22 protein-coding genes and 1 pseudogene are annotated in these 24312 nt (G+C 57.6%); 10 read left to right on the forward strand and 13 right to left on the reverse strand.

Annotated features, from left to right (window positions below; translation table 11 throughout):
- Positions 1–198 precede the first annotated feature (198 nt).
- Positions 199–2691: an ATP-binding protein gene (locus ABDX87_RS03785; protein WP_346833695.1), complete on the reverse strand. Its 2493-nt coding sequence runs from the start codon at positions 2689–2691 to the stop codon at positions 199–201.
- Between the two features lie 435 nt (positions 2692–3126).
- Between ABDX87_RS03785 and ABDX87_RS03790 the strand changes: the two genes are divergently transcribed.
- Together ABDX87_RS03790 and ABDX87_RS03795 are read left to right on the forward strand one after the other, a co-directional pair.
- The gene (locus ABDX87_RS03790) at positions 3127–3555 is read left to right on the forward strand and encodes a hypothetical protein (RefSeq protein WP_346831667.1); all 429 of its coding nucleotides are present in this window, start codon (positions 3127–3129) and stop codon (positions 3553–3555) included.
- A 103-nt stretch (positions 3556–3658) separates the two neighbouring features.
- Entirely contained in the window at positions 3659–5065 is a 1407-nt protein-coding gene (locus tag ABDX87_RS03795; protein WP_346831668.1) for a diguanylate cyclase domain-containing protein, read from the forward strand.
- Between the two features lie 217 nt (positions 5066–5282).
- Here ABDX87_RS03795 and ABDX87_RS03800 read toward each other — a convergent pair whose 3' ends face one another.
- The 4 genes from ABDX87_RS03800 to ABDX87_RS03815 form a co-directional block, all read right to left on the reverse strand.
- A complete protein-coding gene (locus tag ABDX87_RS03800) occupies positions 5283–5561 on the reverse strand; it encodes a DUF3509 domain-containing protein (RefSeq protein ID WP_346831669.1) in 279 nt (92 codons plus the stop codon).
- A gap of 323 nt (positions 5562–5884) precedes the next feature.
- Positions 5885–6664: an SDR family NAD(P)-dependent oxidoreductase gene (locus ABDX87_RS03805; RefSeq protein ID WP_346831670.1), complete on the reverse strand. Its 780-nt coding sequence runs from the start codon at positions 6662–6664 to the stop codon at positions 5885–5887.
- Between the two features lie 206 nt (positions 6665–6870).
- Positions 6871–7350 carry a nuclear transport factor 2 family protein gene (locus ABDX87_RS03810; RefSeq protein WP_346831671.1) on the reverse strand — a complete coding sequence of 160 codons (480 nt, stop codon included), beginning with the start codon at positions 7348–7350 and terminating at the stop codon, positions 6871–6873.
- Positions 7351–7377: 27 nt separating this feature from the next.
- Positions 7378–8136 carry an SDR family NAD(P)-dependent oxidoreductase gene (locus tag ABDX87_RS03815; protein ID WP_346831672.1) on the reverse strand — a complete coding sequence of 253 codons (759 nt, stop codon included), beginning with the start codon at positions 8134–8136 and terminating at the stop codon, positions 7378–7380.
- 258 nt (positions 8137–8394) lie between these two features.
- Between ABDX87_RS03815 and ABDX87_RS03820 the strand changes: the two genes are divergently transcribed.
- On the forward strand, positions 8395–9849 hold the full coding sequence (locus ABDX87_RS03820) for an MFS transporter (protein WP_346831673.1): 1455 nt from the start codon (positions 8395–8397) through the stop codon (positions 9847–9849).
- A 13-nt stretch (positions 9850–9862) separates the two neighbouring features.
- Here the strand turns inward: ABDX87_RS03820 and ABDX87_RS03825 are convergent, their stop codons facing one another.
- Positions 9863–10714, reverse strand: coding sequence for a LysR family transcriptional regulator (locus ABDX87_RS03825; RefSeq protein ID WP_346831674.1), 852 nt, complete (start codon positions 10712–10714; stop codon positions 9863–9865).
- Between the two features lie 111 nt (positions 10715–10825).
- Between ABDX87_RS03825 and ABDX87_RS03830 the strand changes: the two genes are divergently transcribed.
- Positions 10826–11680 (forward strand): NAD(P)-dependent oxidoreductase, encoded by an 855-nt coding sequence (locus tag ABDX87_RS03830; RefSeq protein ID WP_346831675.1) that lies wholly within the window; start codon positions 10826–10828, stop codon positions 11678–11680.
- A 156-nt stretch (positions 11681–11836) separates the two neighbouring features.
- Here the strand turns inward: ABDX87_RS03830 and ABDX87_RS03835 are convergent, their stop codons facing one another.
- The 4 genes from ABDX87_RS03835 to ABDX87_RS03850 form a co-directional block, all read right to left on the reverse strand.
- On the reverse strand, positions 11837–12403 hold the full coding sequence (locus tag ABDX87_RS03835; protein ID WP_346831676.1) for a GGDEF domain-containing protein: 567 nt from the start codon (positions 12401–12403) through the stop codon (positions 11837–11839).
- A 155-nt stretch (positions 12404–12558) separates the two neighbouring features.
- Positions 12559–12702, reverse strand: a complete 144-nt coding sequence (locus ABDX87_RS03840) for a hypothetical protein (RefSeq protein WP_346831677.1) — start codon at positions 12700–12702, stop codon at positions 12559–12561.
- Between the two features lie 64 nt (positions 12703–12766).
- Positions 12767–13267: a DUF302 domain-containing protein gene (locus ABDX87_RS03845; protein WP_346831678.1), complete on the reverse strand. Its 501-nt coding sequence runs from the start codon at positions 13265–13267 to the stop codon at positions 12767–12769.
- Positions 13268–13432: 165 nt separating this feature from the next.
- Complete coding sequence (locus tag ABDX87_RS03850; protein ID WP_346831679.1) at positions 13433–13699, reverse strand: hypothetical protein; 267 nt, start codon at positions 13697–13699, stop codon at positions 13433–13435.
- A gap of 756 nt (positions 13700–14455) precedes the next feature.
- On the opposite strand from ABDX87_RS03850, the gene ABDX87_RS03855 reads away from it, so the two are divergent.
- The 5 genes and pseudogenes from ABDX87_RS03855 to ABDX87_RS03875 all read left to right on the forward strand — a co-directional run bounded on the left by ABDX87_RS03855 (position 14456) and on the right by ABDX87_RS03875 (position 20340).
- The gene (locus tag ABDX87_RS03855; protein WP_346831680.1) at positions 14456–15052 is read left to right on the forward strand and encodes a hypothetical protein; all 597 of its coding nucleotides are present in this window, start codon (positions 14456–14458) and stop codon (positions 15050–15052) included.
- A 140-nt stretch (positions 15053–15192) separates the two neighbouring features.
- Positions 15193–16518 (forward strand): flagellar hook protein FlgE, encoded by a 1326-nt coding sequence (flgE, locus tag ABDX87_RS03860; protein ID WP_346831681.1) that lies wholly within the window; start codon positions 15193–15195, stop codon positions 16516–16518.
- Between the two features lie 141 nt (positions 16519–16659).
- Complete coding sequence (fliD, locus tag ABDX87_RS03865) at positions 16660–18099, forward strand: flagellar filament capping protein FliD (RefSeq protein ID WP_346831682.1); 1440 nt, start codon at positions 16660–16662, stop codon at positions 18097–18099.
- Positions 18100–18345: 246 nt separating this feature from the next.
- The gene (locus ABDX87_RS03870; protein WP_346831683.1) at positions 18346–19320 is read left to right on the forward strand and encodes a nitrilase-related carbon-nitrogen hydrolase; all 975 of its coding nucleotides are present in this window, start codon (positions 18346–18348) and stop codon (positions 19318–19320) included.
- An 87-nt stretch (positions 19321–19407) separates the two neighbouring features.
- A pseudogene (locus ABDX87_RS03875) lies at positions 19408–20340 on the forward strand (GlxA family transcriptional regulator).
- Here ABDX87_RS03875 and ABDX87_RS03880 read toward each other — a convergent pair.
- Positions 20334–20783, reverse strand: a complete 450-nt coding sequence (locus ABDX87_RS03880) for a MarR family winged helix-turn-helix transcriptional regulator (protein WP_346831684.1) — start codon at positions 20781–20783, stop codon at positions 20334–20336. The pseudogene ABDX87_RS03875 and the gene ABDX87_RS03880 overlap by 7 nt on opposite strands.
- Before the next feature lie 90 nt (positions 20784–20873).
- Complete coding sequence (locus ABDX87_RS03885; RefSeq protein WP_346831685.1) at positions 20874–22430, reverse strand: MFS transporter; 1557 nt, start codon at positions 22428–22430, stop codon at positions 20874–20876.
- 242 nt (positions 22431–22672) lie between these two features.
- Here ABDX87_RS03885 and ABDX87_RS03890 point away from each other — a divergent pair, with 242 nt between their 5' ends.
- A complete protein-coding gene (locus ABDX87_RS03890) occupies positions 22673–23287 on the forward strand; it encodes a glutathione S-transferase family protein (RefSeq protein ID WP_346831686.1) in 615 nt (204 codons plus the stop codon).
- A gap of 6 nt (positions 23288–23293) precedes the next feature.
- On the opposite strand, the gene ABDX87_RS03895 is transcribed toward ABDX87_RS03890, so the two are convergent.
- Positions 23294–24199: an AraC family transcriptional regulator gene (locus ABDX87_RS03895; RefSeq protein WP_346831687.1), complete on the reverse strand. Its 906-nt coding sequence runs from the start codon at positions 24197–24199 to the stop codon at positions 23294–23296.
- Between the last annotated feature and the right edge of the window lie 113 nt (positions 24200–24312).

A 24312-nucleotide genomic window follows, 5' to 3' on the forward strand; every position in this document is an offset into this window, starting at 1 on the left:
CTCCTTGCGAAATAAGGCAGCACAATGTTGCGCCGCGTTACTGTCAGAGACCTTGGGCGCGCAGACGTTCAAGTCGATTCACGGGCCGCGAGGGCATGTCTGCGGTTCTATCTCCCTGACAGCGGCCTGACGCCCCCCGGTTAGTTCTGGCACTGACGCGTTGCGCCCACGAGCAACTCAAGGCGCGACTGTGTGCCCTCAGGCATTGTCACGGGACTCGCCACAGAGCTGCGAAAGGCTTGCCGCGAGCTCGTTCTTGCGAAACGGCTTGGTGAGCCGCGGAAGATCAGGGTCAAGCCCCTCTCGTTCTGCATAGCCGGAGACCAGCAGGATCGCGGTTCCCGGCCTGGAGGTACGGACCACCCTGGCCAGGTCGGTGCCGTTGATGCCCGGCATGAGATGGTCTGTTACAAGCAGGTCGAACGCCTCCCCGGCCTCTATCAGCTCGAGCGCTTCCTCGCCTGAGGCCGCCTCGACCACGCGATAACCCAGCTCGGCCAGCATGTACGACGTACTGGTACGCACCAGTTCTTCATCGTCGACCAACAGCGCGAGCCCGCGTGTCAGCTGAGGCTCCACTGCCTCCATGATGCGCAACGCCGGCGCCGGCCCGGTTGTGCTGCGCGCAAGCCATAGCTCCACGTTCGTGCCGAGACCGGGTGCGCTCTGAATCGTAAGCGCACCGTTGAGCTGCGATGCCAGCCCATGCACCATCGAAAGCCCCAGGCCGGTGCCTTTGCCGACACCCTTGGTGGAAAAGAAGGGCTCAACCGCGCGCGCGAGCGTCGCCGCGTCCATGCCAATGCCGGTGTCCGCGACAGACAGACACAGGTATTCCCCCGGCGGAAGCTTGGAACGGTGCTCCACGCCGACCCGCTCGGTGCTGGCAGAGATGCGCATCGTCCCCCCCTCGAGCATCGCGTCCCGCGCGTTGACGGAGAGATTGAGAAGGGCCATTTCCAACTGGTTCAAATCTGCAATGGCGGGAGGCAGATCCTCTGGCACATCGACGACAACCTTGATTTGCGGGCCGGTCGTGCTGGCCACGAGATCGCCCATATCGCTGACCAGCTTCGCCACGTCGACGGGAACCGTACGCAGCGGTTGACGACGTGCGAAGGCAAGCAACCTTTGCACGAGTGTCTTCGCACGTTCAGCCGATTGCACCGCGCCAGAAATAAGCCGCTGCTCTCGTTCGCCGCCGACGCCTCGTCGCTGAAGCATGTCGAGGGTGCCGACAATCGGGGTGAGCAGGTTGTTGAAATCGTGGGCCACGCCGCCCGTGAGCTGCCCCATGGCTTCCATCTTCTGGCTCTGACGCAACGCTTTTTGAGCCTCTTCCCGTTCGGCAATGGCTTGCGCAATCCTGCCTTCAAGCGTGGCATTGAGTTCTCGCAGCTTCTCTTCGGCAGCCTTGCGCGGGGTGATCTCGATCGCAGTGCCGGTGACGCGCAAGCAGCGGCCGGCCGCATCGAAAACGCCCCGCCCCTTGGCCGCAACCCAGCGCACAATGCCGTCCTCCCGGCCAATCGTGCGATAGTCGACGTCGTAGAGGGCGCGACGCTCAGGGTCAGCGGCTGCCGTGAAGGCTTCAATCGTCGCGTCCCGATCCTCGGGATGCAATCCGTCGTAGAAGTCTTGCAACGTGACCGGCACATCAGCCGAGATGCCGAACATCGCTTTGGTTTGTGACGGCCAGACCAAGGTGTTCTGAACGAAATCCACATCCCAGAAACCCACATCGGCATGGTCAACGGCCAGACGCAATCGCGCTTCGCTGATCCGGATCGCGGAGTCGGCTCGAGCACGATGCACGACCAGCCCGACTGTTTGAACCACGAAGTCAATGATCTCGATATCCGCCGGCATCGGCTCGCGCTGCTCAGGGTGGTACAGGACGAAAGCGCCCAGCATGGCGCCTTGCGCAGAACGGATCGGGATTGACCAGCGCACGTGCAGCCCGTGGCCTGCGCCCAGATCCCGAAACTCGCGCCAGCATGCAGCATTGATGAGATCAGCCACCGGCTTGGCCGCATGGCGACCCGTCGGCGAGCCGAGGGCGATGCCCTTTATGAGGTCGATGTAAGCGTGGGGCAGGCTCGGACCCGCGCAATGCTCCACGCGCTGCGCGTCTTCATTCAACAACAGGATGCTGCCTGAAAAGCCCGACGTGGATAGCGCGTCCACCTCACGAACGATCGCATCCAGCGTAACGTCGAGGGCTGTTTCTCCTACGGCCAGTGCCAGAATCCGGTTCTGTGCAGCCGCCACGGCCGCCCCGCGATTACGCGCCTGGGTCAGGCGCGCATTCTCGATGGCGATCGTCGCCAGTCGCGCCAGACTTTCCAGCCGTTTGACGGTGTCGGGGTCGTGGTCGCGCACTTGCGACCAGTACGCGCCAAGCGCCGCAACCGGAACAGGTTTGCCGATGGGCACCATCACCACGCTGCGAACGAAGGTCGGCGCGTAGGCTTCCTTGGGAATACGTGGATCGAGTCGCACGTCACGGATCGCTACCGTCTCGCAGCGACGCATCGCCCAACCTGAGATGCAGTGGTCAAGCAAAAAGCTCTGACCTTGCCAGAGAGGCGAAATAGCGTCCTCGGCAACATAAAAGCAGCGTCCATCATTTTCGATGACGACCGCGACGCCTTCCGCGCCTATCGTGGCGCGCGCCGTGTCTCTCAGCACAGCGACGACCTCATCCACCGAAGCCGCCATAGCCAGCCGCTCACTGGCATTGAGCACATGAAACAAGCGGTCGTCGCCGATCATATCCACCGGAACAGTAGGCAAACGGATCTCCCAATGGCCGCAGCGTCTTTTTCTGCGGTCTGGTTCAAATAAAGGTGGGGAAAGAGGTGCTGAAGCGCAACCCTCTCTTTACGGCATGTCCGGATTTCAGTGTCTCAGAAAAGCAACTATCAAGCATCATCGTGACGGTGCTGTGCGACCAACAGCAAACGGTCAGAGACGGACACTGAGGTCATCGCGCTATGTGGGCCAGCACACAGACGACTTCCACTGCAGAGGTCATGATCGAATCACGGGCGCAAAAGCCCGGGTTTATCGCTCGCAATGGCGGTACCGTTTGCAGGTCCTTTGCCCCGATGAGTGACGATACTCATGCCAAATGATGAACGAAGACGCAGCGCACCGCTGCTAAAGGCAGTGGGAAGCGATCATTCCAGCGCCATTCAAGTGTCCGAAGAGTTCGCGCAGACACTGGAACAGATGCGTGCGGTGCTCACACCGATACTGGGCCCGCAGGCCGTAGCCGCGCTGTATCGACGCTGCCTTCACCTCTGCGCTGCGACCCATCCGTGTTTCGAATCTCTCTGCGAGACCGAAGAAACCGCCATGAATACCCTGCCTTTCAAAACGATGCTGGCTCAGCAAAGCAGTGCAGAGGCTCGTCGACGGGGTGATGCGCTGGTCACCACCTTCCATACCTTGTTGGCTTCCCTGATCGGCCCCGCGCTCACTGAGCAACTGTTGGGCGATTGCACGGCAATCTCCAAGGATCGCAACGATCGCCAGAGCAGTGCCGACTGAGCAGCAAACCACGTATCAAACGCCTGATCACGGGCGTGTCCGAGAAACTCAAAGGCGCGTAAGGGCGAATGGATTTCCCGCGCGACACTGACGGAGCACTGTCATGAAACCTCCCCTTGACCCCGAACAGCTGTTGGCCATCAACGAACAACTCGTACTGGGCATGCTGCGGATTCAAAACGAGGTAGAAGCGACCGACAAAACCTTGCGGGAGATATTTCGCGTCGCCAGTCTCGACGAGTTAACCGGCTTGCCTAATCGTCGGGAGCTTCGAACACGACTGCAGCAGACCCTCGATCACGCGCAACAGTCCGGTGAACGCTTTGCGTTGCTGTTTCTGGATCTGAACGATTTAAAGCAGATAAACGACGCCTTCGGTCATGAGGCCGGGGATGCCGTGCTCATCGAAGCGGCGCGCTGCCTGACTGAGTGCGTTCGCGATCACGACACGGTCGCGCGATACGGCGGCGACGAGTTCGTCATCCTGCTCACCCGCTGCGTTTCCCACGCTGAGGCGTTGGCCGTCGCCGATGACATCATCCAGCGCCTGCGCAATCCCAGGTTGATCAACGAGCATCAGCTGTTCATCAGCATGAGTATCGGCATCAGCATTTACCCACAGGACGGCGCCGATGCCCGAGCTCTGATCGCTAGCGCCGATGCTGCAATGTACCGGGTCAAACGCGCAAGGCTTGCAAGCGCTCCCAGCCAAGACCTGCAAATGTCTCAGATGCGCGCGGCTAACAGCGCGCTGGTCATGGCTGCTCTGGACGCCCAGCTGTCGCAACAGCGTGCCGAAGCCACGCTGCAGCAGGAGAAATTTATCCTGGCCAAGGTCGCCCACGAATTGCGCGCGCCCCTGGCGCCGCTTTGCCTGAGCACAGAGATGCTCAGCCGTGTCGAACAAAAAGCGTTGCCACGGTTGCATGAGGTGATCGCAAGGCAGATAGAGCACTTGACCCGACTGGTTGACGATCTGGTCGACGTCACTCGAGTCCGTTCGGGAAAGATGCATCTGAGACGGACGACGGTGGAACTGTCGACGGTCATTCGGCAGGCGATCGATGTGTGCACACCTGCGATGAACGCGAGGCTCCAGATGCTTGAACTCCACTCGCCGAGCAGTGTGCTGTACGTCGATGGCGATCCGTTGAGACTCACCCAGGTGTTCACCAACCTGCTAGGCAACGCCTGCAAGTTTTCGCTGACCACCGGGGTGATTACCCTGTCGCTCAGCGCTGTCGACGGCTGGGCACAGGTGGAAATTGCAGACAATGGCGTGGGTATTTCCCCAGAAGCGCTGCCGACCATTTTCGAGCCGTTTGTCCAGGACCCACACTCACGAAGCGTTAACAGCAAGGGCTTGGGGATCGGATTGACGGTAGTACGCGAACTGGTTGAGGCGCATGGTGGCTGCGTGGTCGCCCATAGCGGCGGACTGGGGTTGGGCTGCGCCTTCACCGTACGGCTGCCACTTGCGGAGCTCAGTCTATTGATCGGCGAGGCATAACGCTGGTCGTCGGCGCTCATCATAGAGCGCTCTTGGCATGAATGAGGATGAGTGCAGCTTGCAGCACTGACAGATTGGCGGCCTTCAAATACGGCCGGACGGGTGAGAGCCACTTGGGATTCAGCGACGACGGCAGTGAACCGGGTCACAATGAGGTGAAATAAAAAAGCCACGACATGATCGTGGCTGAAGGAGAGTTGGTGTTGAGGCGCTTGGGTTATCGCGATACGTAGGTAGGCATATCGAACCGTTGTTGACTCTGAAGCGCCGTGATCGCAGGCAAATTCTCGGGCGTCACTGCCATATCACGTCTAATAGAGCTGATTAACCACTCCATCTGAAGGGCGTTGTGGAGCTGCATATGCGAAATCGCCCGGGTAATTGTGCTTCCGCTGCCATCTTTGATTTCAAATAACACGCCGCCATCAGGCCGATTTCTGGTACTGGTCTGAAAGCCTGCAAACGCGGAGGTCAGTCGATCGAAATGATTAGTCACGGTGGGATGCTCATAGCAGTTTGATGAATGAAACTGATATCGCAGCAACTATGCCAACCTCAAATAAAAATAAAGTTATTTATAATCAATGAGTTATCGATAGCTATAAAAATATCGTCGGGCTTTTTGCCTGATTTGCTTCTGGATGTCTTGCATTACGCCAGTGGGTCTGCCTGATGGAGAGGGTGGGCTTGTGGCCGTAATCATCAGCCAGCGCGACAGTGAGTGTCAGGTGGGCATACAGACACTTGGCCCTGCTCTCCCCGGTTGCCGGGATAACAGATCTGACGGCCAAAGCCTGAACACCATTAAAGGGAGATTTGCTAACGCGGGCTCTTGTTCTCCGTGAGACAGTTGCCACCGTCGACCACGAGCAACTCGCCGGTGATATAGCTGGACTCAGGGGATGCGAGGAAGGCGACGGCCGCGGCTACCTCGTCCGGCCTACCCGCGCGCCCGACCGGAACATACTCCGCAGCGGCCAGTTCCTCCGGTGAACTGGACAGCGTTGCGATCCACCCGGGAGCAACAGCGTTCACCGTGACGCCATAAGGCGCAACTTCCAGAGCAAGGCTCATGTTCATCCCCACCATTCCCGCTTTCGCTGCGGCATAGGCGGCCTCGCCAGGATTACTCACTCGGGTGCCGGTTGTGGAACTGATGTTGATGATGCGGCCATATCGTCGACGCTGCATTCCCGGCAACACAGAGCGGGTCAGCAAAAACGCGGTGGTCAGATTACGGGCAATCGAAGCGTTCCACACCTCAAGACTCATGCCAGCCACTTCAGAGAAGGGCTCGGCATCGCCTTGCATCGCCATGCCTGCGTTGTTCACCAGCACATCCACTCGTCCCCAGAGTGATTCAGACCACGTCACCAGTTCGATGACCTGGGACTGATCTGTAAGATCTGCAGCGCGACCTTCCACTTCATAACCCGCCGCGCTCAGGTCCGCGACGCGGTCATGGATGCGAGCACTACTGCCGGTGATGATCAGCTTTGCGCCAAGATCGCCAAGCCGCCTGGCGATGGCGAACCCAATTCCCCCCTCGCTGCCCGCCCCACTGACCAGCGCGACGTGGCCCCTCAAATCATTGAACATTATCTGCCCCTTCAGACGTACTGATTGCAGCAGAGCGTAGACGCTTACGGACAGAATGAATGCACAGGGGACAGCCTGCATGTTGTCGTGACAGATGGCGTTGGGTATAGCGATAGCAGCGGCAGGAATCCGGTTGGTGATCCAGGCTGAGGTCCGACAAGGGGAAACGGCGTCATGCGACTCGACTTGCGCGCCCCTAACGGCGCTTAGGGCTGTGACGCTGAGAACAACTCACTGCCCGCAACGGGTAGCCAGTCGTTCAAAGGCGTCAAGTAGTGAAGCTCGAATCGCCTCGACAGAAACGCCCACTTGCCTGCGCGGCGTTCGAACGTGTCGTGATACAGCCCGCTGACCTGGACTGGACCTTTTTCGATGTCATGGAACAGGCAGTTCGCGGCGACGGTTCCGGTCGCGCTGTCGCCTACGATTTCGATCAAAGGATTGGCCATCCAGTGGTGCATATGAGGCATCTGGCGCCAGCTGTTTTCAGCCATGGCAAGGATCCCGTCACGGCACGTGGCGGTGCCGAACCCCGGAAGATCGAGGCTGGCGTCGGGGTGCCAGATGTCCCGCAAACGCGCCACATCGATGCGGTCGAATGCGTTCGCGTAAGCGCTGATCAATCGATCGATCGCGGCGCGGCTTTCCAGCGCGTCGAGTCGAGCGGTCAGGGTTTCGATGTTCATGATGTTCTCCGGATTGAACTTAAGACTTCAGATTTGCGACAAACCGCCATCGACCATCAGCTCGACGCCGTTCACGTATCTGGCGTCGTCGGAGGCCAGAAACAGTGCCGCACTGGCGATCTCCTCAGGTTGCGCCATGTAACCCAATGGCGTGATTTGCTCGACGTATTGGCGCAGTGTGGCGATGTCGCTCTCGCTCATTTTCAGCCCGTTGTCCATCAGCGGCGTGCGGGTGAAGCCAGGGCTCAACACGTTCGCGCGAATTTTACGGTCCTTGAGCTCGTTGGCCCACGTGCGTGCAAACGATCGCACCGCCGCCTTGGAAGCGTTGTACAGGCTCAGTCCTTCCATGCCGTTGCTGGAGCAGATCGAGGCGGTCAATACAATGGACGAAGCATCTTTCATCAAGGGCAGAAGCGTTTGAACAGTGAAAAACGCGCCTTTGACGTTCACGTCGAACATGGCGTAGTAAGCCGCCTCGCTGGTGTCTCCCACCGGATTTTTCTCACAGATCCCGGCATTCGCGAACACGGTGTCCAGCCGATCACCCCGCGCCTGGATTGTCGTTTTGAGCGCATCGAGATCCGCCTGACGCGAGACATCGGAAACCACCGCGACAGCCTTGTCGCCGAGCCTGGCAACCGCCGCCTCCAGCGTGTCCGTTGACCGTCCCGTGATGTAGACGCGTTTGGCGCCCTCGGCGATCAAGGCTTGCGCGATGGAGAATCCGATCCCCGTCGACCCGCCGGTCACGACGGCAACCTGATTGCTGAATTTACCTGACATGTCTGACTCCTCAGTCGTTGATAAAGGGGTCGTCTGAAACGACCTGCCCATGGTGAGCGTCATCGGAGCAGAGCGGCACTGACACGAATGAACGGTGGCCGTGCAGTTTTGTAAGGCGAAAGACCACGTGTGATCCCCTAAATTGGGACCCGTCGGCTTGGCGCGAGCAGGCGAGAAACCTGCTCGACAGAAGCCTGGCTTTTCACTCGTCGCCTTTCACGCGTCGTGAAACCTGAGTCTCCAAACAGGATGCCTGTCATGTCTCAAATCGAAATCGAAGCGCCCGAGCCTCGGCGCTGGCTGATGTTCGCCATCTTGCTGGTAGGTGCGTTTCTGCCGCCCCTGGATTTTTTTATCGTTAACGTCGCGCTGCCCTCGATACAGGAAGATCTGGGTACAGCGTCGTCAGCCGAGCAGCTTGTCATCTCTTCCTACGCGACGCTTTACGCCGTGACGCTGATCACCGGCGGGCGACTCGGCGATCTGTACGGTCGCGGCCGGATGTTCTTCCTCGGACTGCTGGGCTTCGCCGCCGCGTCACTGATGTGCGGCCTGGCGGCTTCGCCCTGGACCCTCATCCTCGGGCGCGCCTTGCAGGGCGTGACCGCTGCCGTGATGGCGCCTCAGGCGCTCGCATCGGTGCAGGCGATTTTTCCGGCGTCGGAAAGGCCATTGGCACTGAGTCTGTACGGGGCCGTGTTTGGACTGGCGTCGGTGATCGGTCAGGCGCTGGGCGGCGTTTTGATTGCAGTCGACGTGCTGGGTTTGGGATGGCGGGCAATATTCCTGGTCAACCTGCCCATCGCGTTGCTGGTCATTGCGTTCGGCATCCCGGTGCTCAAAGAAAACCGTGCCGTGCACGCGAGCAAGCTGGACCTGGTGGGCACGGCGTTGTCGATGCTGACCCTGACCGCCCTGATCGTGCCGTTGATTGAAGGCCGCGAAGCCGGATGGCCGCTGTGGGCGTGGCTGTCGCTCGCCGCAGCCCCCGTGCTGGCGGTGTTGTTCTGGCGCTACGAGACCCGCTTGCACCTGGCCGGCGGGACGCCCCTCCTCGACCCCGCCGCACTGAAAGCGCCTGGCCTGGGCAAAGCGCTGCTGGTCGCGTTGTGCTTCTACGCAATCGGCGTGTTTTTCCTGCTGTTTTCGATGTACCTGCAAGGCGCACTGCAGATGACCGCACTGCGTGCTGGCCTGATCTTCCTGCCGTTCGGCGCGGGATTCCTGATCGGCCCCCTGTCGGTTCCTCACCTCAGGCGCATCTTGGGAGAATACGTAAACGCGGTCGGCATGGGGCTGGAAGTATTCGGATTCCTATGGATGGGCTGGCTCGTGTCAGTGACACCCGCTACCCTCGCCCCGCCCCTCACGTCCTTGGCGGCCATCCTGTTCGTGATCGGGTCAGGACAAGGGCTGGCGCTGCCGACGTTGATGCGCATGGTCACGGGCCGGGTCGCGCCAGCGTATGCCGGGATGATCGCAGGCATCACCAGTGCAACGTTGCAAATCAGCACATCGCTGAGCGTCGCACTGATCGGCGGTGTCTTTTATACCTTGCTGGGGGAACAGGCCACGGCGGTCAGCATCGCTCACGCCTTCACGATCTCTGCCCTGTGCATCGCCGCCTGCCTGGCCGTGGGGGCGTCGCTGAGTCTGACCTTGGCGCGGCAGCCAACGCAGGTATCGAAGGCCTCGGCTGTTCGCTCCACCTGAGGGCTGCAACGTTCTACCCCTCGCCGATCATGCTGGAGGCGAGGTCGGCCAGCGCGCGCAGCCGGTCCATCTGGCGCATGTCCTGGTGATACCCCATCCAGATGTCCCGCCCTGGCGGCGGCTCGTCCTCATCCAGCAGTCGCAGTCCTGGCACTGAGTCGCCGAGAACACGAGGTAATACGGCAACGCCGAGCCCCTTCGCGCACATCTGCGCCTGCACCGTCCGACTGCTGCTGGTAAACACGGTACGCGCCAGGGGATAGCGGTGCTGCAGCCATTGCACGTCCGGGTAATGGGCCTGGGCGACGTTCATGAGGATCAGGCCCATGCCTTCGCCATCCCGGTGCGGCGCTGGCGCATGCACAGCGGCGTACAGCCCGTACGGCAGGGTTGTCAGTTTGCGGTGGACGATGTCGGGCTCGGTGAAGGGCACGATCCGGAAGGCGATGTCGGCATCCCGGCGGGCAAGGTCGAACAGCCGGTGTCCGGCGATGACTTCGGGAACGATCAGCGGATACCGCCGCACCAGTTCGCTGATGACCGGCGATAACACATGGCAGGCGAACCAGTCGGCTGAGGATATGCGCAACAGGCCTTCGGGTTGATCGCCATGCCCCGCCAGACGACGCTCGATGGCCAGAGCGCTGTCCTCCATGTCCTGCGCCAGACTGAGAATCCTCTCGCCACTGTCCGTAAGCACCAACCCCTGGGCAGTGCGCAGAAAAAAGGGTTGCCCACTGGTTTGTTCAAGCACCTGCAAGCGCCGGCCAACCGTCGGGTGACTGACGCCCAACTGCCTGGCGGCGCCCCCTAGCGAGCCGCTGCGGGCAATCGCCAGAAAGATCCGCATGTCACTCCAGTCCATGCCTCACCCCCTACAAAAATGAACGATGAGGTTGCAGCAATGGCAGTCCCGCAGCAATCCCTTGAGCCACATACTTTGAAGCCATCAATTAAGAACGCCAGAGGCTTGCACATGAACATCGGCTTTATCGGAACAGGCAGCATGGGGCGCGCCATGATTCCCTTGCTTATCGACGCCGGGCATCGCGTCTCGGCGTGGAATCGTAGTCAGGAAACCCTGGCGACGCTGGATGGCGTGCACGTGCTCGCCTCCCCCGCCGCCGCATTTCAGCAGGACGTCGTGATCAGCATGCTCGCCGACGATCACGCCGTCAGAACGGTGCTGTTGGCTTCCGGAATTCTGGACAGTGCCGACAAAGGCTGTATTCACATTGTGATGTCGACGCTCTCTCCTACGCTGATGAAAGAGCTGCAGGACATCCATCATGCCAACGGCATCGCGCTGGTCGCGGCGCCGGTTTTCGGCGTGCCAGCGGTGGCGACAAAGGGCGAAGTGAATATCATGGCGGCCGGGTCGTCGACGGCGATTGCGACGGTGCAGCCCCTCTTCGACGTGCTGGGAAAACAGACCTGGCGGATGGGCGACGATCCTGTGCACGCAAGCATTGCCAAGATCGCCGGGAACATGATGGTCACCCAGGCCATCCAGTCCCTGGGCGAGGCCAGCGCCCTGGCCGGGCGTCATGGGCTGAGCCCGGCCACATTCATTGACCTCATGACCCAGACCCTGTTTGCCTCGCCCAGCTACCAACGCTATGGACAGAACATCGTCAATGGCTCCTTCGAGCCGGGCTTCACATTGTCGTTGGGTCTCAAGGACATCAACCTCGCCATCGATGCAGCCCGTCGCGTAAACCTGAAATTGCCCGCTGCCAATGCGGTGCGGGCAAACATGACGGCAGCCGTGGCCAGAGGGCTGGGGCACAAGGATTGGTCGATTTTTGCCACCGAGACGATTGCCCGCTAAGGTTTCCTCAGTTGCAGTTGCTGGCAATCATCGTCGGTGACCTGCCGGGCCTGACCCGCCCTGGCAACACGCCTGGGGTGATCGGCAGAATCAGCTCGGTTCGGTCCTGAGAGGCTATCGCACGCTGGAGGATCGACGATTGGGGAGACCCTTGCATCAGGTTTTGGGAGGGTAAACGCTGACTCTGTCACGCCCCAGTTTTTTAGCGTGATACAGCGCATCGTCGGCGTGTTTCAACAGCTCATCAAAACTGTTCATGGTGCAAACATTCAGGCTGGCAACCCCGATGCTCAAAGTCACCACGCCCGATATCGGTGATGCGGGATGAGGAACACCCCGCGCCATCAGCTGCGCTCGAATCGTGTGTGCCAAGAGGCAGGCCTCTTCATCCGCCGTGCCGGGCAGCAGCACAACGAACTCTTCTCCGCCGTATCGAGCAGCGAGGTTCGCCTTTCGGCTCGATACCGAGTGGATGACCTGAGCGACAATTCGCAAACATTCGTCACCCTCTCCATGGCCAAGGGCGTCGTTATAACGCTTGAAGTAGTCAACGTCGCACATGAGAACGGAGAGAGGTGCCCTTCGCTCCCTGGCAGACCGGAACTCGCGTTCCTTCACTTCGTCGAAATGCCTACGGTTGGCCAATCCGGTCAAAGCGTCCTTGCGACTGATCTCTTCAAGGCGGCGATTGAGGTCTTCAAGCTCGGCCGTTCGGTCCTTCACCAATTCGGCGCTGGCCCAGTGTGCGTTTTACCTTGGACAGCGACGCCTCTCTTTCCGAATTCAGCCGCCGGCTAGCAAACATCCCGCAGCGCCCCGGATACACCGCAACAGCAACATTTCTTATCGGCAAACGGGCTCATACCCAAACCTTTTCGTCAGATAACGGGCGGACGTACAGAAAACTTCTGAACGTCCTGCTCACTTGGTGTAGGTGAATCCGGGACAGCTTGATCGAAGACGTCCTGTTCGTTGAAGAGAACCTTCCAGGCTTTCCAGTGGAAGGGTATGCCGTCGGACATGATCAGATCCTGTTGCTGCGCCGGCATTCATTTGCCTTGACGATCAACGCTCTGATCGACGCATTCAGGTGTCGATCCTTGAAATTTTTAGCACCAATGCCTTGAGCTTCTCATCGAGAACGCGCGCCGCAGACAGCAGGTCATCATCGGTTTCCACTACCATCAAAGATGACGGTTTGAGATACATGACGCGGCTCCCTCCTTGAGGCTCCGCAACGAGCAGCAGCTCGACAGGAGCAAATAAACCGGCGTTTACATCATGCTTGAGCATGGTGATCGCAAGAGCGGGATTACCGAGAATCACCCGTGTTGACCGGGGAAACGATCCGACTTTTCGCATCCATCCGCCATGATCGATGATCCCGAACAGCATGAAACCACTTGGCCCGGCCAGGCTTTCCGCTTTGGCGCGATAGCTTTCCCACGAATCGAAATCTCGCTCCAAGGCGTCCAGATCCACCGGGGTGTCCCCGATGTCCTTCAAAAGTGACGCCAAGAGCTGCTCATACGGCTTTGGCGACGAAAAATGCATGCGTACAGCGTCGAATCGTTGCTCGGATATCATTGGGTTCATCTCCTACACGGTTTTGGTCTGCATAGGATTACATTCTAAATCTAATGTTCCACTTACTCTTTCCAGTGCGTCTGTTGGACTCGACGACGTGGGACAGGCGATCGCTGCAGTCAAAGGGTAGGCGTCCGGCGCGGCGTGGCTGCAGGTAGCACCTGATCAACTGCGAGGCAGAATTTCAGGATGATCCAGCCAGTACTGAGATGCCACGGAAGCGCCCGCCGCGGTAAACAACGAAAAAGCGTCACTGTCTAACCCACCGCTCTTACCCGACGTGTACATACTGAAAAGCTGCTGGAAGATGTCATTTCCTCCCTTGTTGTGAGCGATGATGCCCTTGACGTAATCATCCAGAGAAAGGGCATCCCCTTTGGAGTGATTAAATTCATCGAAGAGTTGGTCAGCATGGTCATCGTCGACACCCACCCGCTTTAGCTGCTAAGCGAACTCGTTGCGACTCAATGAACTGTCCCCATCCAAATCGCCCTGTACGAATAATTGGGGAGCCATCGCAACGCTCATCGGGACCATTTTAAGCTTGACGCTGTACACCGACACTTCACTGTTCGTTCCATCACTCAGGGTCACGAGGGTTGCTGGACTGGGTTTCTCTGAGTTCACGGCATCTGTTTGGCCCTCTGAACCGGAGGACTCTTTAGCAACATTCTGAACGTGTCCTATCGCAGTGCGGTATGCAGCCGCAGAATCATCAACACCTAAAACCGACATAGCACATTTCCTCGAAATATCAGGATCGACGTTATGAGGTCGTCCTGATCTTCTGGCCCTTTAATCTTATTTCCGAGACAGCGAAAAACAAATTAGCAGCTTTTATACCCCGCGTCGCCCTACGTGTAGAAAAACACCCTCCCTTGCTGCGTACCTTGCGCTGAACAATCACGAGCACAAGCGACGTATATTGTTTAAAACAATATCTGTTGCCACCAGCCAACCTAGACATCACTAAAAACGATATATAACCAAGCGTTGCCTCATCTATCATTCCAAACAATATATCGCCGTAAAAATGGCAATTTCTTTCCGCAAACGCGGCAACTACTTGCCAAACTCAGCGCACATTTAACCTAATAACGGCGCCAGGCCTCGTAATCTTTGACCTTAAAAGACTTTGGCCCAGAGCTTGCATTGCATGTCACTCAACATATTTATCAGGAGATGAGCATGAACGGAGTCGTGGGTGTTGATGGCGATCCCCGGGTCATTCGACACAAAGTTGAAAAGACGATCCCACCATCGGATTCGGACGCTTACACGTCAGCCGCCGTTGCTGCCGCTGGGGGCAACCACAACAGCGTGGAAACCCGGGCTGACAGCGCTCCGAAACAAGGCGACAGCGCAGACAGCGAGCGGATCGAAGAAGCCTTCGCGAAACTCAAGGTCGTCATGCAAACCCAGGAAAACGGGGTATCCGATGGGATCTCCGCGGCAAAGAGTCATGGACAAAAATCGGCCTCTGAGCAGTTCATGGAGTATATGCACCTCACCCCGCGAGAAAAGATCAAGGCTGGCATGCTCGCCGAGCTTGGAATCACCCAAGAAGAATATGACGCCATGTCCCCTGAGGAAAAAAACAAGGTGAACAAGAAGATAGAAGAGTTGGAAAAGATAGAGGCCCAGCACAAGATCGCCGAGGCTGAATCACCTCAACCCATGATGAAAGCTTCGGCCGGTGAAGCGATCAAAGAACACGATAGCCATCAACGCGAGTTCGACATCAGGTCCCCCGACACTGACGAACCTGACAGTCCGTTGGTTTAAACCTCAGCTAGAACAACCTTGAGATCGAGACTGAACTTTAATTCCGCTTAGTACGATTGATCGTTACAAACGTCTACGCCACTCAGGCGAAGCCATGCCCGAATTAATGAACTTAATGCAAGCACAACTGGAGACATGCCATGTCATTCAATATCGGTCTCAGCGGGCTTAAAGCCGCGAACAAAAGCCTTGATGTCGCAGGTAACAACATCGCAAACGTTGCCACGGTAGGATTTAAATCCTCACGCGCTGAGTTTGCGGACCAGTACGCCCAGTCAATCCGCGGCACTTCTGGGGGCACCGACGTTGGCAACGGTGTTTACACTTCTGCTGTGACACAGAACTTCAGCCAAGGCTCATTAAGCAGCGGCACTGGCCGCAGTCTGGATCTGGCCATTCAGGGAAATGGTTTTTTTATGGTCAGCAACAACGGTGAGAAGCTATATACGCGAGCAGGCAATTTCCACACGGACCCCAAAGGTTACGTCGTCGACAACAACGGAAATAATCTCCAAGGATATGGCGTTGACGCCAATGGCAACGTCCAGAGCGGTGTTCTGGCGGATCTGAGGGTTGACAGCTCCAACATGCCCCCCAAGCCGACCAGCCTTTTCACGTTGTCTTCCAATCTGGATTCAACTCAGCCCATCATTTCCAAAACATTCGATGTGAAGGATCCGAGTTCCTACACCAACACCATCAGCACTTCCGTCTACGACAGTCAGGGTAACGAACACACCCTGAGCCAATACTTCACCAAAACGGGAACCAACACCTGGAGTATGCATTCGCTGATGGATGGGCGAAATATTTCCAATCCAGGCACAGATCCAGTCGTGGCCGATGAAACCGAGCTCACCTTTGACTCGTCCGGAAACCTGCTGACCAGCCCTCCTCCCACCTCCACTGCAAATATATCGGTCAACCCCGACGGGACGTTCAACATCGTTAACTGGGTTCCAGCTCAGAGCAAGACGGTAGGGTCAGTCACGACATGGGGCCCTAATGGCGCTTCAGCCAATCCTTCCGGGATCAAGCTGGACATGCTTGCCACAACTCAGACTGCAGCTCCCGGTGGCGCGATTGCGAAGCATCAAGATGGAAATAACACCGGGCAGATCACGAATATGCAAGTGGATGCCTCAGGCAACATGTTTGCGACTTATTCCAATGGGTTGTCTCGGGTGATTGGCCAGGTTTCGTTGACGACCTTCGCAAACGTTCAAGGCCTTGAGCCCGCTGGCGGGACAATGTGGCGAGAGAGCTATGCATCTGGCACAGCGGTCACGGGCGCCCCAGATACCGGCACGCTTGGCTACATCAATGGCTCCTCCCTTGAAGAATCAAACGTAGACCTGAGTGACGAGCTGGTAGAGCTGATCAAAGCTCAAGCGAACTATCAGGCGAACTCGAAAACCATCTCGACTGAAAACACCATTCTGCAGACAACGATCCAGATGACCTAAGCAGCCGTCCACTCCCTGGACGGGTGCTTACACACCTGACAGGGACGGCGGCAACCGTTGGACCACCTTGGCAAACAACACTGCTTACGCCTGAAGCTCGGCGCACGGTGTGAAACTGCATAAAACTCGGAAGGAACGAAAATGGCTAGTCCGATCACCCCCTCCACCGGTCTGGGTTCAGGCCTGGCAATCGGCGACATCGTCACCGCGTTGGTCAATGCGGATAAAACTGCAAAGCAGACCCAGATAACGACTCAGACCAAGCTGGTCACCACCAAGCTGTCTGGCATTGGCACGCTGCAGTCCGCACTGTCATCGCTGCAGGCACTGCTCAAGCCTCCAACCGGAACGACAAGCAAGCTTCAGTTCGCCGGTTATGCAGCCACCTCGTCAGATCCAGCCAAGGTTGCGGTGACCTCCGATAACGAAGCCGTTCCTGGCACGTACGTCGTCAAGATCAACAAGGTTGCCACGAGTTCCAACGTGGCGACCGCGTCCATCGCAGGAGGCGTCGACGGTACCGTTCCCGCAGGCGACTTCACGATCACGCAGAATGGCGTCTCCAAGACGTACAACATCCCCGCCGGCACTACGCTCGGTTCCCTGGTGAAGCAAATCAACGCCGACGCCAAGACGACCAATATCAGCGCTAACATCATCACCGACGACCACGGATCAAGGCTGATATTGGGGTCTACAACCACTGGCGCTGGCTCGGAAATCACGACCACCAGCAGCATCCCAGGCTTCAGCATTGGCAAGACCGATCAACTTGATCCAGCTTCCGCAACGTCAGCAGGCTACATCGGCAGCCCACCGTCCGATGCATCATTTACCATCAACGGGTTCGCCATAACCAGCAAGAGCAACAACATCGACAAAACAGTAGGCGGACTGTCGATGAATCTGATGCCGGGTAGCGAAAACTCCACAACGACCGTCACCGTCAGTACGGACAAAGATGGACTCAAGGCGTCGCTTCAGACATTCATTGACGCCTATAACGCAGTGGTCTCTGCAGTCGCAACCGTCACCAAAGCAACGATTAGCGATACACCCGATCCCAAGACGGGAGCCCGTGTCACCCCGGCTGCCCTGACCGGCGATGCCCTGCCTCGGTCGATCCTTGCGGCGCTTCGCAACGAACTGGTAACGACGGGCGCAAGCGGCAAGCTGTCAGTGTTGTCACAGCTGGGCATCAACACCAGTCAAACGGACGGTACATTGTCGCTGGACGCCACGAAGTTCGGCGCGGCGCTGGACAAGGGGTTGGCGGGAGAAGTACAGCAATTGTTCAGCGGCACCGGTGACGGAACGAATGGTTTGCTGGCGCGTATGAATGCTGCGGTGACTCCCTACACCCAGACAGGGGGGATTTTCGACACCCGTAAATCGAGTTTGAACAAGCAACAGAGTCAACTTCTGGATCAGCAGGCAGCACTGGACCTTCACGTGACCAAGCTGACCGAAACATTGACCGCCAAGTACAACGCGATGGACCTGCTGGTGGGACAACTCAAAGCGTCGGCGAGCAACATCACCTCCTTCTTCGAGTCTTTGAACGCTCAAAACAAAGGCTAGGTTCCCTGAGAGGAGGTGATCGGGTCAGCAGTCCCGCCCGGCAAACGGACGTCAACGAGACGCGCCGTGGGCATTTGAGCTGATGCAAAGCACGCTGAGGACCTCCATGCTGCAACGGTCCTCAGCAACGGCCACAAAAGAAAATTCACATGTCCTAAAAGGAGGTAACAACGACATACCGCCATAAAATTTCAACTGTAATCTTTCCCTCACTTGCTAACCAACCTACCGCGTGAGGAACTCCATATGACCATCGTCAAAGCCGCCGCCGTCCAGATTGCACCTGTTCTCTACAGCCGTGAAGGCACCGTCGCCAAAGTCGTCGAGAAGATTCGAGAGCTCGGCACCAAAGGTGTCCAGTTCGCCGTTTTCCCGGAAACGATCGTTCCGTACTACCCCTACTTCTCCTTCGTACAGTCACCCTTTGAAATGGGCAGCGAGCACTACAAGCTGCTGGATCAGGCCGTTACGGTTCCATCTGCGACCACCGATGCGATCGGTCAAGCCGCCAAAGAAGCCAACATGGTGGTGTCCATCGGTGTTAACGAACGCGACGGCAGCACGCTGTACAACACTCAACTGTTGTTTGATGCTGACGGCACCTTGATCCAGGCTCGTCGCAAGATTTCGCCGACTTATCACGAGCGCATGATCTGGGGTATGGGGGATGGCTCGGGCCTGAAGGCCGTCGACAGCGCAGTCGGCCGAATCGGACAGTTGGCCTGCTGGGAGCACTACAACCCACTCGCCCGTTATGCCCTGATCGAAGACGGTGAGCAGATCCACGCCGCCATGTACCCCGGCTCCTTCGCCGGCCCACTGTTCACCCGTCAGATGGAAGTGAGCATCCGCATGCACGCCCTTGAGTCGGCCTGCTTTGTGGTCAACTCCACTGCCTGGCTCTACCCGGAACAGCAAGCACAGATCGTCGAAGCCACCGGCTGCGATATCGGCCCGATCTCCGGTGGATGCTATACCGCTATCATCGACCCACAGGGCGAAGTACTCGGCGCACTGACCGAAGGCGAAGGTGAGGTTATCGTCGATATCGACCTGTTCCAGATCGAGATTCGCAAGCGCCAGATGGATTCACGCGGCCACTACAGTCGCCCGGAACTGCTGAGCTTGAACATTGACCGGACGCCACACCGCCACGTGCACGAGCGTAATGATCGCCCGACCGTAGTAGCCAACGACGCACAGGACAACGCTGGTAAGTAACAGCACAAGAGCAAACCTTAACCTCGTGCCCATCCCAGGCACGGGGTTTTTGTCTACGATTAGCAATCTTGTATGGGTGAGACCGTCATGCAGGAAATTGGATTGATTGTATATCCCGGCTTTCAAGCGCTTGGGCTCTCGATGTCCGCGACCTTCGAGCTGGCCAACTCAATCATCGGACGGCCGGTCTATGGCATCACCCTGCTCTCCGAAGAAGGCGGACTGGTGATGACATCTGCGGGCTTTGCAGTGAATACCGAACCGTTCGATGACCGGAGGTTCGACACATTGCTGGTCCTGGGCGACAACGTGATACCCCCCATCACCGACAGGATGGTGAATTACCTGCGTGATGCCCGTGCAATCACCCGCCGTCTGGGTTCTATCTGTACCGGCGCGCATGTTCTCGCCCACGCGGGGTTACTCGATGGTCGCCGTGCAACCACACACTGGTGTCACTCACGTGAGCTGCAGCGAGCATATCCCTCCATCAAGGTGGAAGAAGACCGGATATTCATTAACGACGGTTCGATTTGGACTGCGGCTGGCATGAGTGCTTGCGTCGATCTTTCGCTGGCATTGCTGGAAAAGGATCTGGGGGAAGAGACGGCTCGAATGGTGTCCAAGCAGCTGGTGGTGTATCACCGGCGGGCGGGGGGGCAGTCCCAGTTCTCGGTGATGCAAGAGTTATCGCCGAAGTCCGATCGAATTCAGGTGGTGCTCACGTACGCCAGGCAGCATCTCAACTAGGATCTATCGGTGGAAAATCTTGCCGACATCGCCCATATGAGCCCTCGTCAGTTCAGTCGAGTTTTTACAGCGGAAACAGGACAGTCACCTGCCAAGGCAGTCGAGCATCTGCGGGTCGAGTCAGCGCGAATGATGATGGAAGTGGGCAGCCATACGGTAGATTCGGTGGCCAGGGAAGTGGGGTTCGGTGATCAGGAGCGCATGCGGCGCGCTTTCCTCCGGGCCTTCGGGCAACCGCCCCAGGTTTTTCGTAGAGCGAGCCGTCATTGAGTGACGGCACTCCGATGATTGATGGCCTGATGGACATCGAGCGTCGTGGAAAGGAGGCGGGACGCCAACTTTTTGCCAAGCAATTCCTGCATCTGCGCCTGTGCTGCGCCCCAAGCCTCATAGGTCGCCCAGTACTTGGCCGTGCCTGATTCCGTTAATTGCAGCCCGAAGGAGCGCTTATCGATCACCGCCCCTTCCGGCATGACAACGGTCTGGACCCACCCTTCAGCGATTAACGGCTTGAGCCCGCGACTCAGGGTACTCTTGTCCATTCCCATCTCTGTCGCAAATTCAAGATTCGCGATCGGTCCCAGTAAATGTAAACGCTGTAAAAGCGAGAATTGAGGAGCACTGACACCATGAGGCGCCAGGTGGGTTTCGTAGAGTGAAGTGATGTGTCGAGCCAACTGGCGAACGCTCGTACACAAACAGTTGGTGGGCATGGGTATTCCTGGGCATCGTAGATTAAACGGAAGCGACCCCGGCATTATTGCCCAATAGCGAACAGGTCGGCATCCATTACCCCGCTTCCCCTACTCGTCAGCGACGAAAAGCGCTTCAGGGTCCGAGGAAGCAACAGCGGCGCCACCGGCCATCAACAGCCAAGTCAGTGCCAGAGTTATCGCGGCAACACCGACGGCGACCCAAGCGGCGGCAGCGAAACCGGATTCGAACGCTGTACGGAGGGCTGTTCCGACCTCGCCTCTCAGTGATCCGGGCAGGTGGGCCAAAGCTGAGCCAGCATCACCTGCTGAAAACCTGCGAGCCAGATCGATCGCCGCTTCCTCGGTTAACCCCATTCGCTGCGCAATGGGGTCAAACACCCTGAACATAGAGGACACCAAAACTGCCCCAAGTGCGGCCACGCCGAAAAGTAGCGTTGTGAACCGTATGGTGGAGGCTATTCCCGAAGCCACACCCGATCGATTGGCAGGCAAAGCACTCTGCAAAGCTTTTGCGGTTTCGCCGTTAAGAATGCCCGCACCCGTACCGGCAACGATCATGGCCACAGCAAAGATGGGATAGGAAGCGCTCGCGCCAGAGAGCAAAGCCATGAGTGCATTACCGACCACTGTGATGGATAAGCCAAGCGAAAGCACCGAGCGAGAAGGCCACGTTAATCGTGCACCCAGTCGCGGCACCAGAAACATAGGCAGCGCAAAGGGCAGCATGGAAATGCCCGCAGTCATAGGTGCAAAGCCGTACGCGTTCTGCAAATACAGCGGCAGATAGAAGATCATCACCTGGGCGCCCGCTGCGTACCCAACCATCGCAGCCGCGGCGCCACCGAAATTCGCTGATCGGAACATCGCGAAGTCGACCATGGGGTTGACCTGGCGGCGCTCGACTACGACAAAGACAAACAGCAGCACCACCCCGCCGAAAATCCGCCATAACACTGCGGGTGCAAGCCACCCTAACGTGTTTCCATCAATGACGGCCCACGTCAGCAGGAACAGGCCAGCACTGAACGAGAATATGCCTGCGTAATCCAGACCTTTCGCATCTGGATCCCGAGACTCGGGAACGACTTTAAGCGTCGCGAAGATCAATACCGCACAGATCGGGACGTTGATCAGAAATGCCCAACTCCAACCGAAAACGCTGGAAATGACGCCGCCGATGATCGGCCCGCAGGTGATCGCAACGCCGAGGCTCGCGCCCCAGAACGCGTAGGCTCTGGCGCGCTCTGCGCCTGAGAATGTGTGGTTGATGACGGCAAGAGATGCCGTGAGAAGCAGACTTGCACCCACGCCTTGAACCGCGCGGGCAAGGTTCAACATCAATGGCGTAACTGCCAAGCCACAGGCCAGCGAAGACAGGCCGAAGAGGACCATGCCGATCACGGCGGAGCGCCGTCGGCCAGCCTTGTCGCCGAACGAGCCCGCCGCCAGCAACAGAGCAGCGAACGGCAATACGTAAGCGGTAATGACCCACTGCACATCAGCGAAATCGGCATTCAACGACGCTGCAATGGTGGGCAATGCTACTGCCACGACATTCGAATCCAGCATGACCAGCGAGGAGACCAACGCGATGACAATCAGAATCATCCGTTGCTGTTTGGCGGTTTTAACGGTGGCGTCCAAGGGCGTGTACCTGGAGGAGTGATTGGATTATGATCGAAATACCAAGCAGGAATTATTGCACCATGCACTGACCGATGTATATGCATCGATCTGAGATCGAGGCGAACTGGCATGCAGATCTTCAAAAAACTGGCTGTTTCCATTTCCTCGAGCACCGCTGCGGTATTCACCGCAGACGATCAGCAAGCCAGAGGTTGAACCATCGGTGCTTGGACTAACGACGCTTTGCTGAGGACCACACGATGTCTGTGAACGTGGAATTGTATGGCGCCGAGACAGGCAACAGTTTGAGGGCGGCCATTGCCTTGAATGAGGCTGGCATAGCGTTCGTTGCGAAACGTCTTGATCTTGGATCGGGCGCGCATCGTGAACCGGAATTCCTGAAACTGAATCGAGCGGGCAAGGTGCCGACACTGGTCGACCATACTGTGTCGCCGGCACTGGTCATCAACCAATCAAATGCGATCATTCAATACGCTGATCTGCATTCCCCCGGGCGCCTTTCCCCATTAGCGACGAATCACCGTTTAAAGGTCGTGGACCGATTTTTCTATTTCGTGACCGACGTCATTGCGATCAGCCAAGCTGCTTTTGTCTTGCGCCGGGCAGGACAGAGGGATGGATCCCTCTCTCTGGACCAACGCGCGATGGATCACTTGGTTTTGTCAGAGCAATTTCTCGAGAACGACTACATTGCAGGCGATGCTTTCTCGATGGCCGACATCGCCGCGTTTACGTACACCCTTTCTGTACAGGACCGACTGCCCTGGACCAGCCTGCCACGAATGGCTGCCTGGTTTGAACGGGTCGGCTCACGGCCTGCCGTCCTGGCCGGAAGAAGCGCGTTTTCGAAATGACGTCCTCTACAGTGCCCTGGCGGCCGATCGTTGACCCCTGACCTGTCCAGGCGTTAACCCACGTACCTGTTTGAATGCCTTGCTGAAGGAGTACTGCGAGGAGTAACCAATGCGCCTCGCTATCTCGGAAATACTCTCCTCTGTGTCTTTTAACATTTGGGTCGCCAATCCCATGCGGAACCGCGTCAGATAGGCATGGGGAGGTTCACCGACTGAGGTCGAGAACAGCTGAGCAAACATCGTACGTGACAAGCCTGCCTCCATCGCGAGCCCCTCCAAGGTCCAACGATAGAAAGGCCGTTCATGTATGCAGGCAAGCGCGATCGCGACTTGGCGACGTTGGGCAAGAGAGAGCGCATTCACGCTTTCATCTCTTAACTTCTCCCACTCACGTAAAATATATATAAAGATCGTTGATAACAGATGCCGGATCATGTGTTGAGAACCAAACTCCGACCGACGTAATTCCTCACGCAGCTGCTTCAGGTTCTCAGCGATGGGAACACTGTTACATGCCTCCAAATGCACAAAAGACGGCAAGTTTTCCAGCGCAGTTAACAACAGGCCTGAATCGGGTCCGAAAAAACCGCAGACAATGGAAGTTGCGTCGCGTGCCGGACTGATTTTCCCGTTAACTTGCGATAAAAACGCTTGCACAGGCAGGGTATGACCACCCACTTTGTGAGTGACGACATGAGGTGCCCCTTGTGCAACCAGCATAATGTCACCGGCTTCCAGCCTTACGTCAGGCTGTCCCTCGGCACTGACATAGGCGCAGCCTTCCAGGCAAAAGTGAAAAAATGCGCCATTACGTTGTGGCAGTGTTACACCCCACTCCCCGTTTATTCGCGCCTGCAAAAGAATGACGCCTTGTGCCACAAATGGATAGGGCAGCGTGTCTGGTTGTTCCATGTAATTCCTAAACTCTATTTTCGAATTATAAGTGCGCTCACCGTACGAAAACTCAAACGATCGAACGTCAATTATGCCCCTCGCTGAGCCCCACAGGTATGACCGGCTGTCTT

It is taken from the genome of Pseudomonas abietaniphila, from assembly GCF_039697315.1.
Classification (GTDB): domain Bacteria; phylum Pseudomonadota; class Gammaproteobacteria; order Pseudomonadales; family Pseudomonadaceae; genus Aquipseudomonas; species Aquipseudomonas abietaniphila_B.

What these genes read in the sequence shown, in the direction of transcription:
- flgE (WP_346831681.1), top strand. Translation starts at nt 15,193, where the DNA reads ATGTCATTCAATATCGGTCTCAGCGGGCTTAAAGCCGCGAACAAAAGC.
- ABDX87_RS03830 (WP_346831675.1), top strand. Translation starts at nt 10,826, where the DNA reads ATGAACATCGGCTTTATCGGAACAGGCAGCATGGGGCGCGCCATGATT.
- ABDX87_RS03825 (WP_346831674.1), bottom strand. Translation starts at nt 10,714, where the DNA reads ATGGACTGGAGTGACATGCGGATCTTTCTGGCGATTGCCCGCAGCGGC.
- ABDX87_RS03880 (WP_346831684.1), bottom strand. Translation starts at nt 20,783, where the DNA reads ATGCCCACCAACTGTTTGTGTACGAGCGTTCGCCAGTTGGCTCGACAC.
- ABDX87_RS03810 (WP_346831671.1), bottom strand. Translation starts at nt 7,350, where the DNA reads ATGAACATCGAAACCCTGACCGCTCGACTCGACGCGCTGGAAAGCCGC.
- ABDX87_RS03890 (WP_346831686.1), top strand. Translation starts at nt 22,673, where the DNA reads ATGTCTGTGAACGTGGAATTGTATGGCGCCGAGACAGGCAACAGTTTG.
- ABDX87_RS03870 (WP_346831683.1), top strand. Translation starts at nt 18,346, where the DNA reads ATGACCATCGTCAAAGCCGCCGCCGTCCAGATTGCACCTGTTCTCTAC.
- ABDX87_RS03795 (WP_346831668.1), top strand. Translation starts at nt 3,659, where the DNA reads ATGAAACCTCCCCTTGACCCCGAACAGCTGTTGGCCATCAACGAACAA.
- ABDX87_RS03815 (WP_346831672.1), bottom strand. Translation starts at nt 8,136, where the DNA reads ATGTCAGGTAAATTCAGCAATCAGGTTGCCGTCGTGACCGGCGGGTCG.
- ABDX87_RS03895 (WP_346831687.1), bottom strand. Translation starts at nt 24,199, where the DNA reads ATGGAACAACCAGACACGCTGCCCTATCCATTTGTGGCACAAGGCGTC.
- ABDX87_RS03805 (WP_346831670.1), bottom strand. Translation starts at nt 6,664, where the DNA reads ATGTTCAATGATTTGAGGGGCCACGTCGCGCTGGTCAGTGGGGCGGGC.
- ABDX87_RS03855 (WP_346831680.1), top strand. Translation starts at nt 14,456, where the DNA reads ATGAACGGAGTCGTGGGTGTTGATGGCGATCCCCGGGTCATTCGACAC.
- fliD (WP_346831682.1), top strand. Translation starts at nt 16,660, where the DNA reads ATGGCTAGTCCGATCACCCCCTCCACCGGTCTGGGTTCAGGCCTGGCA.
- ABDX87_RS03820 (WP_346831673.1), top strand. Translation starts at nt 8,395, where the DNA reads ATGTCTCAAATCGAAATCGAAGCGCCCGAGCCTCGGCGCTGGCTGATG.
- ABDX87_RS03840 (WP_346831677.1), bottom strand. Translation starts at nt 12,702, where the DNA reads ATGTCCGACGGCATACCCTTCCACTGGAAAGCCTGGAAGGTTCTCTTC.
- ABDX87_RS03790 (WP_346831667.1), top strand. Translation starts at nt 3,127, where the DNA reads ATGCCAAATGATGAACGAAGACGCAGCGCACCGCTGCTAAAGGCAGTG.
- ABDX87_RS03845 (WP_346831678.1), bottom strand. Translation starts at nt 13,267, where the DNA reads ATGATATCCGAGCAACGATTCGACGCTGTACGCATGCATTTTTCGTCG.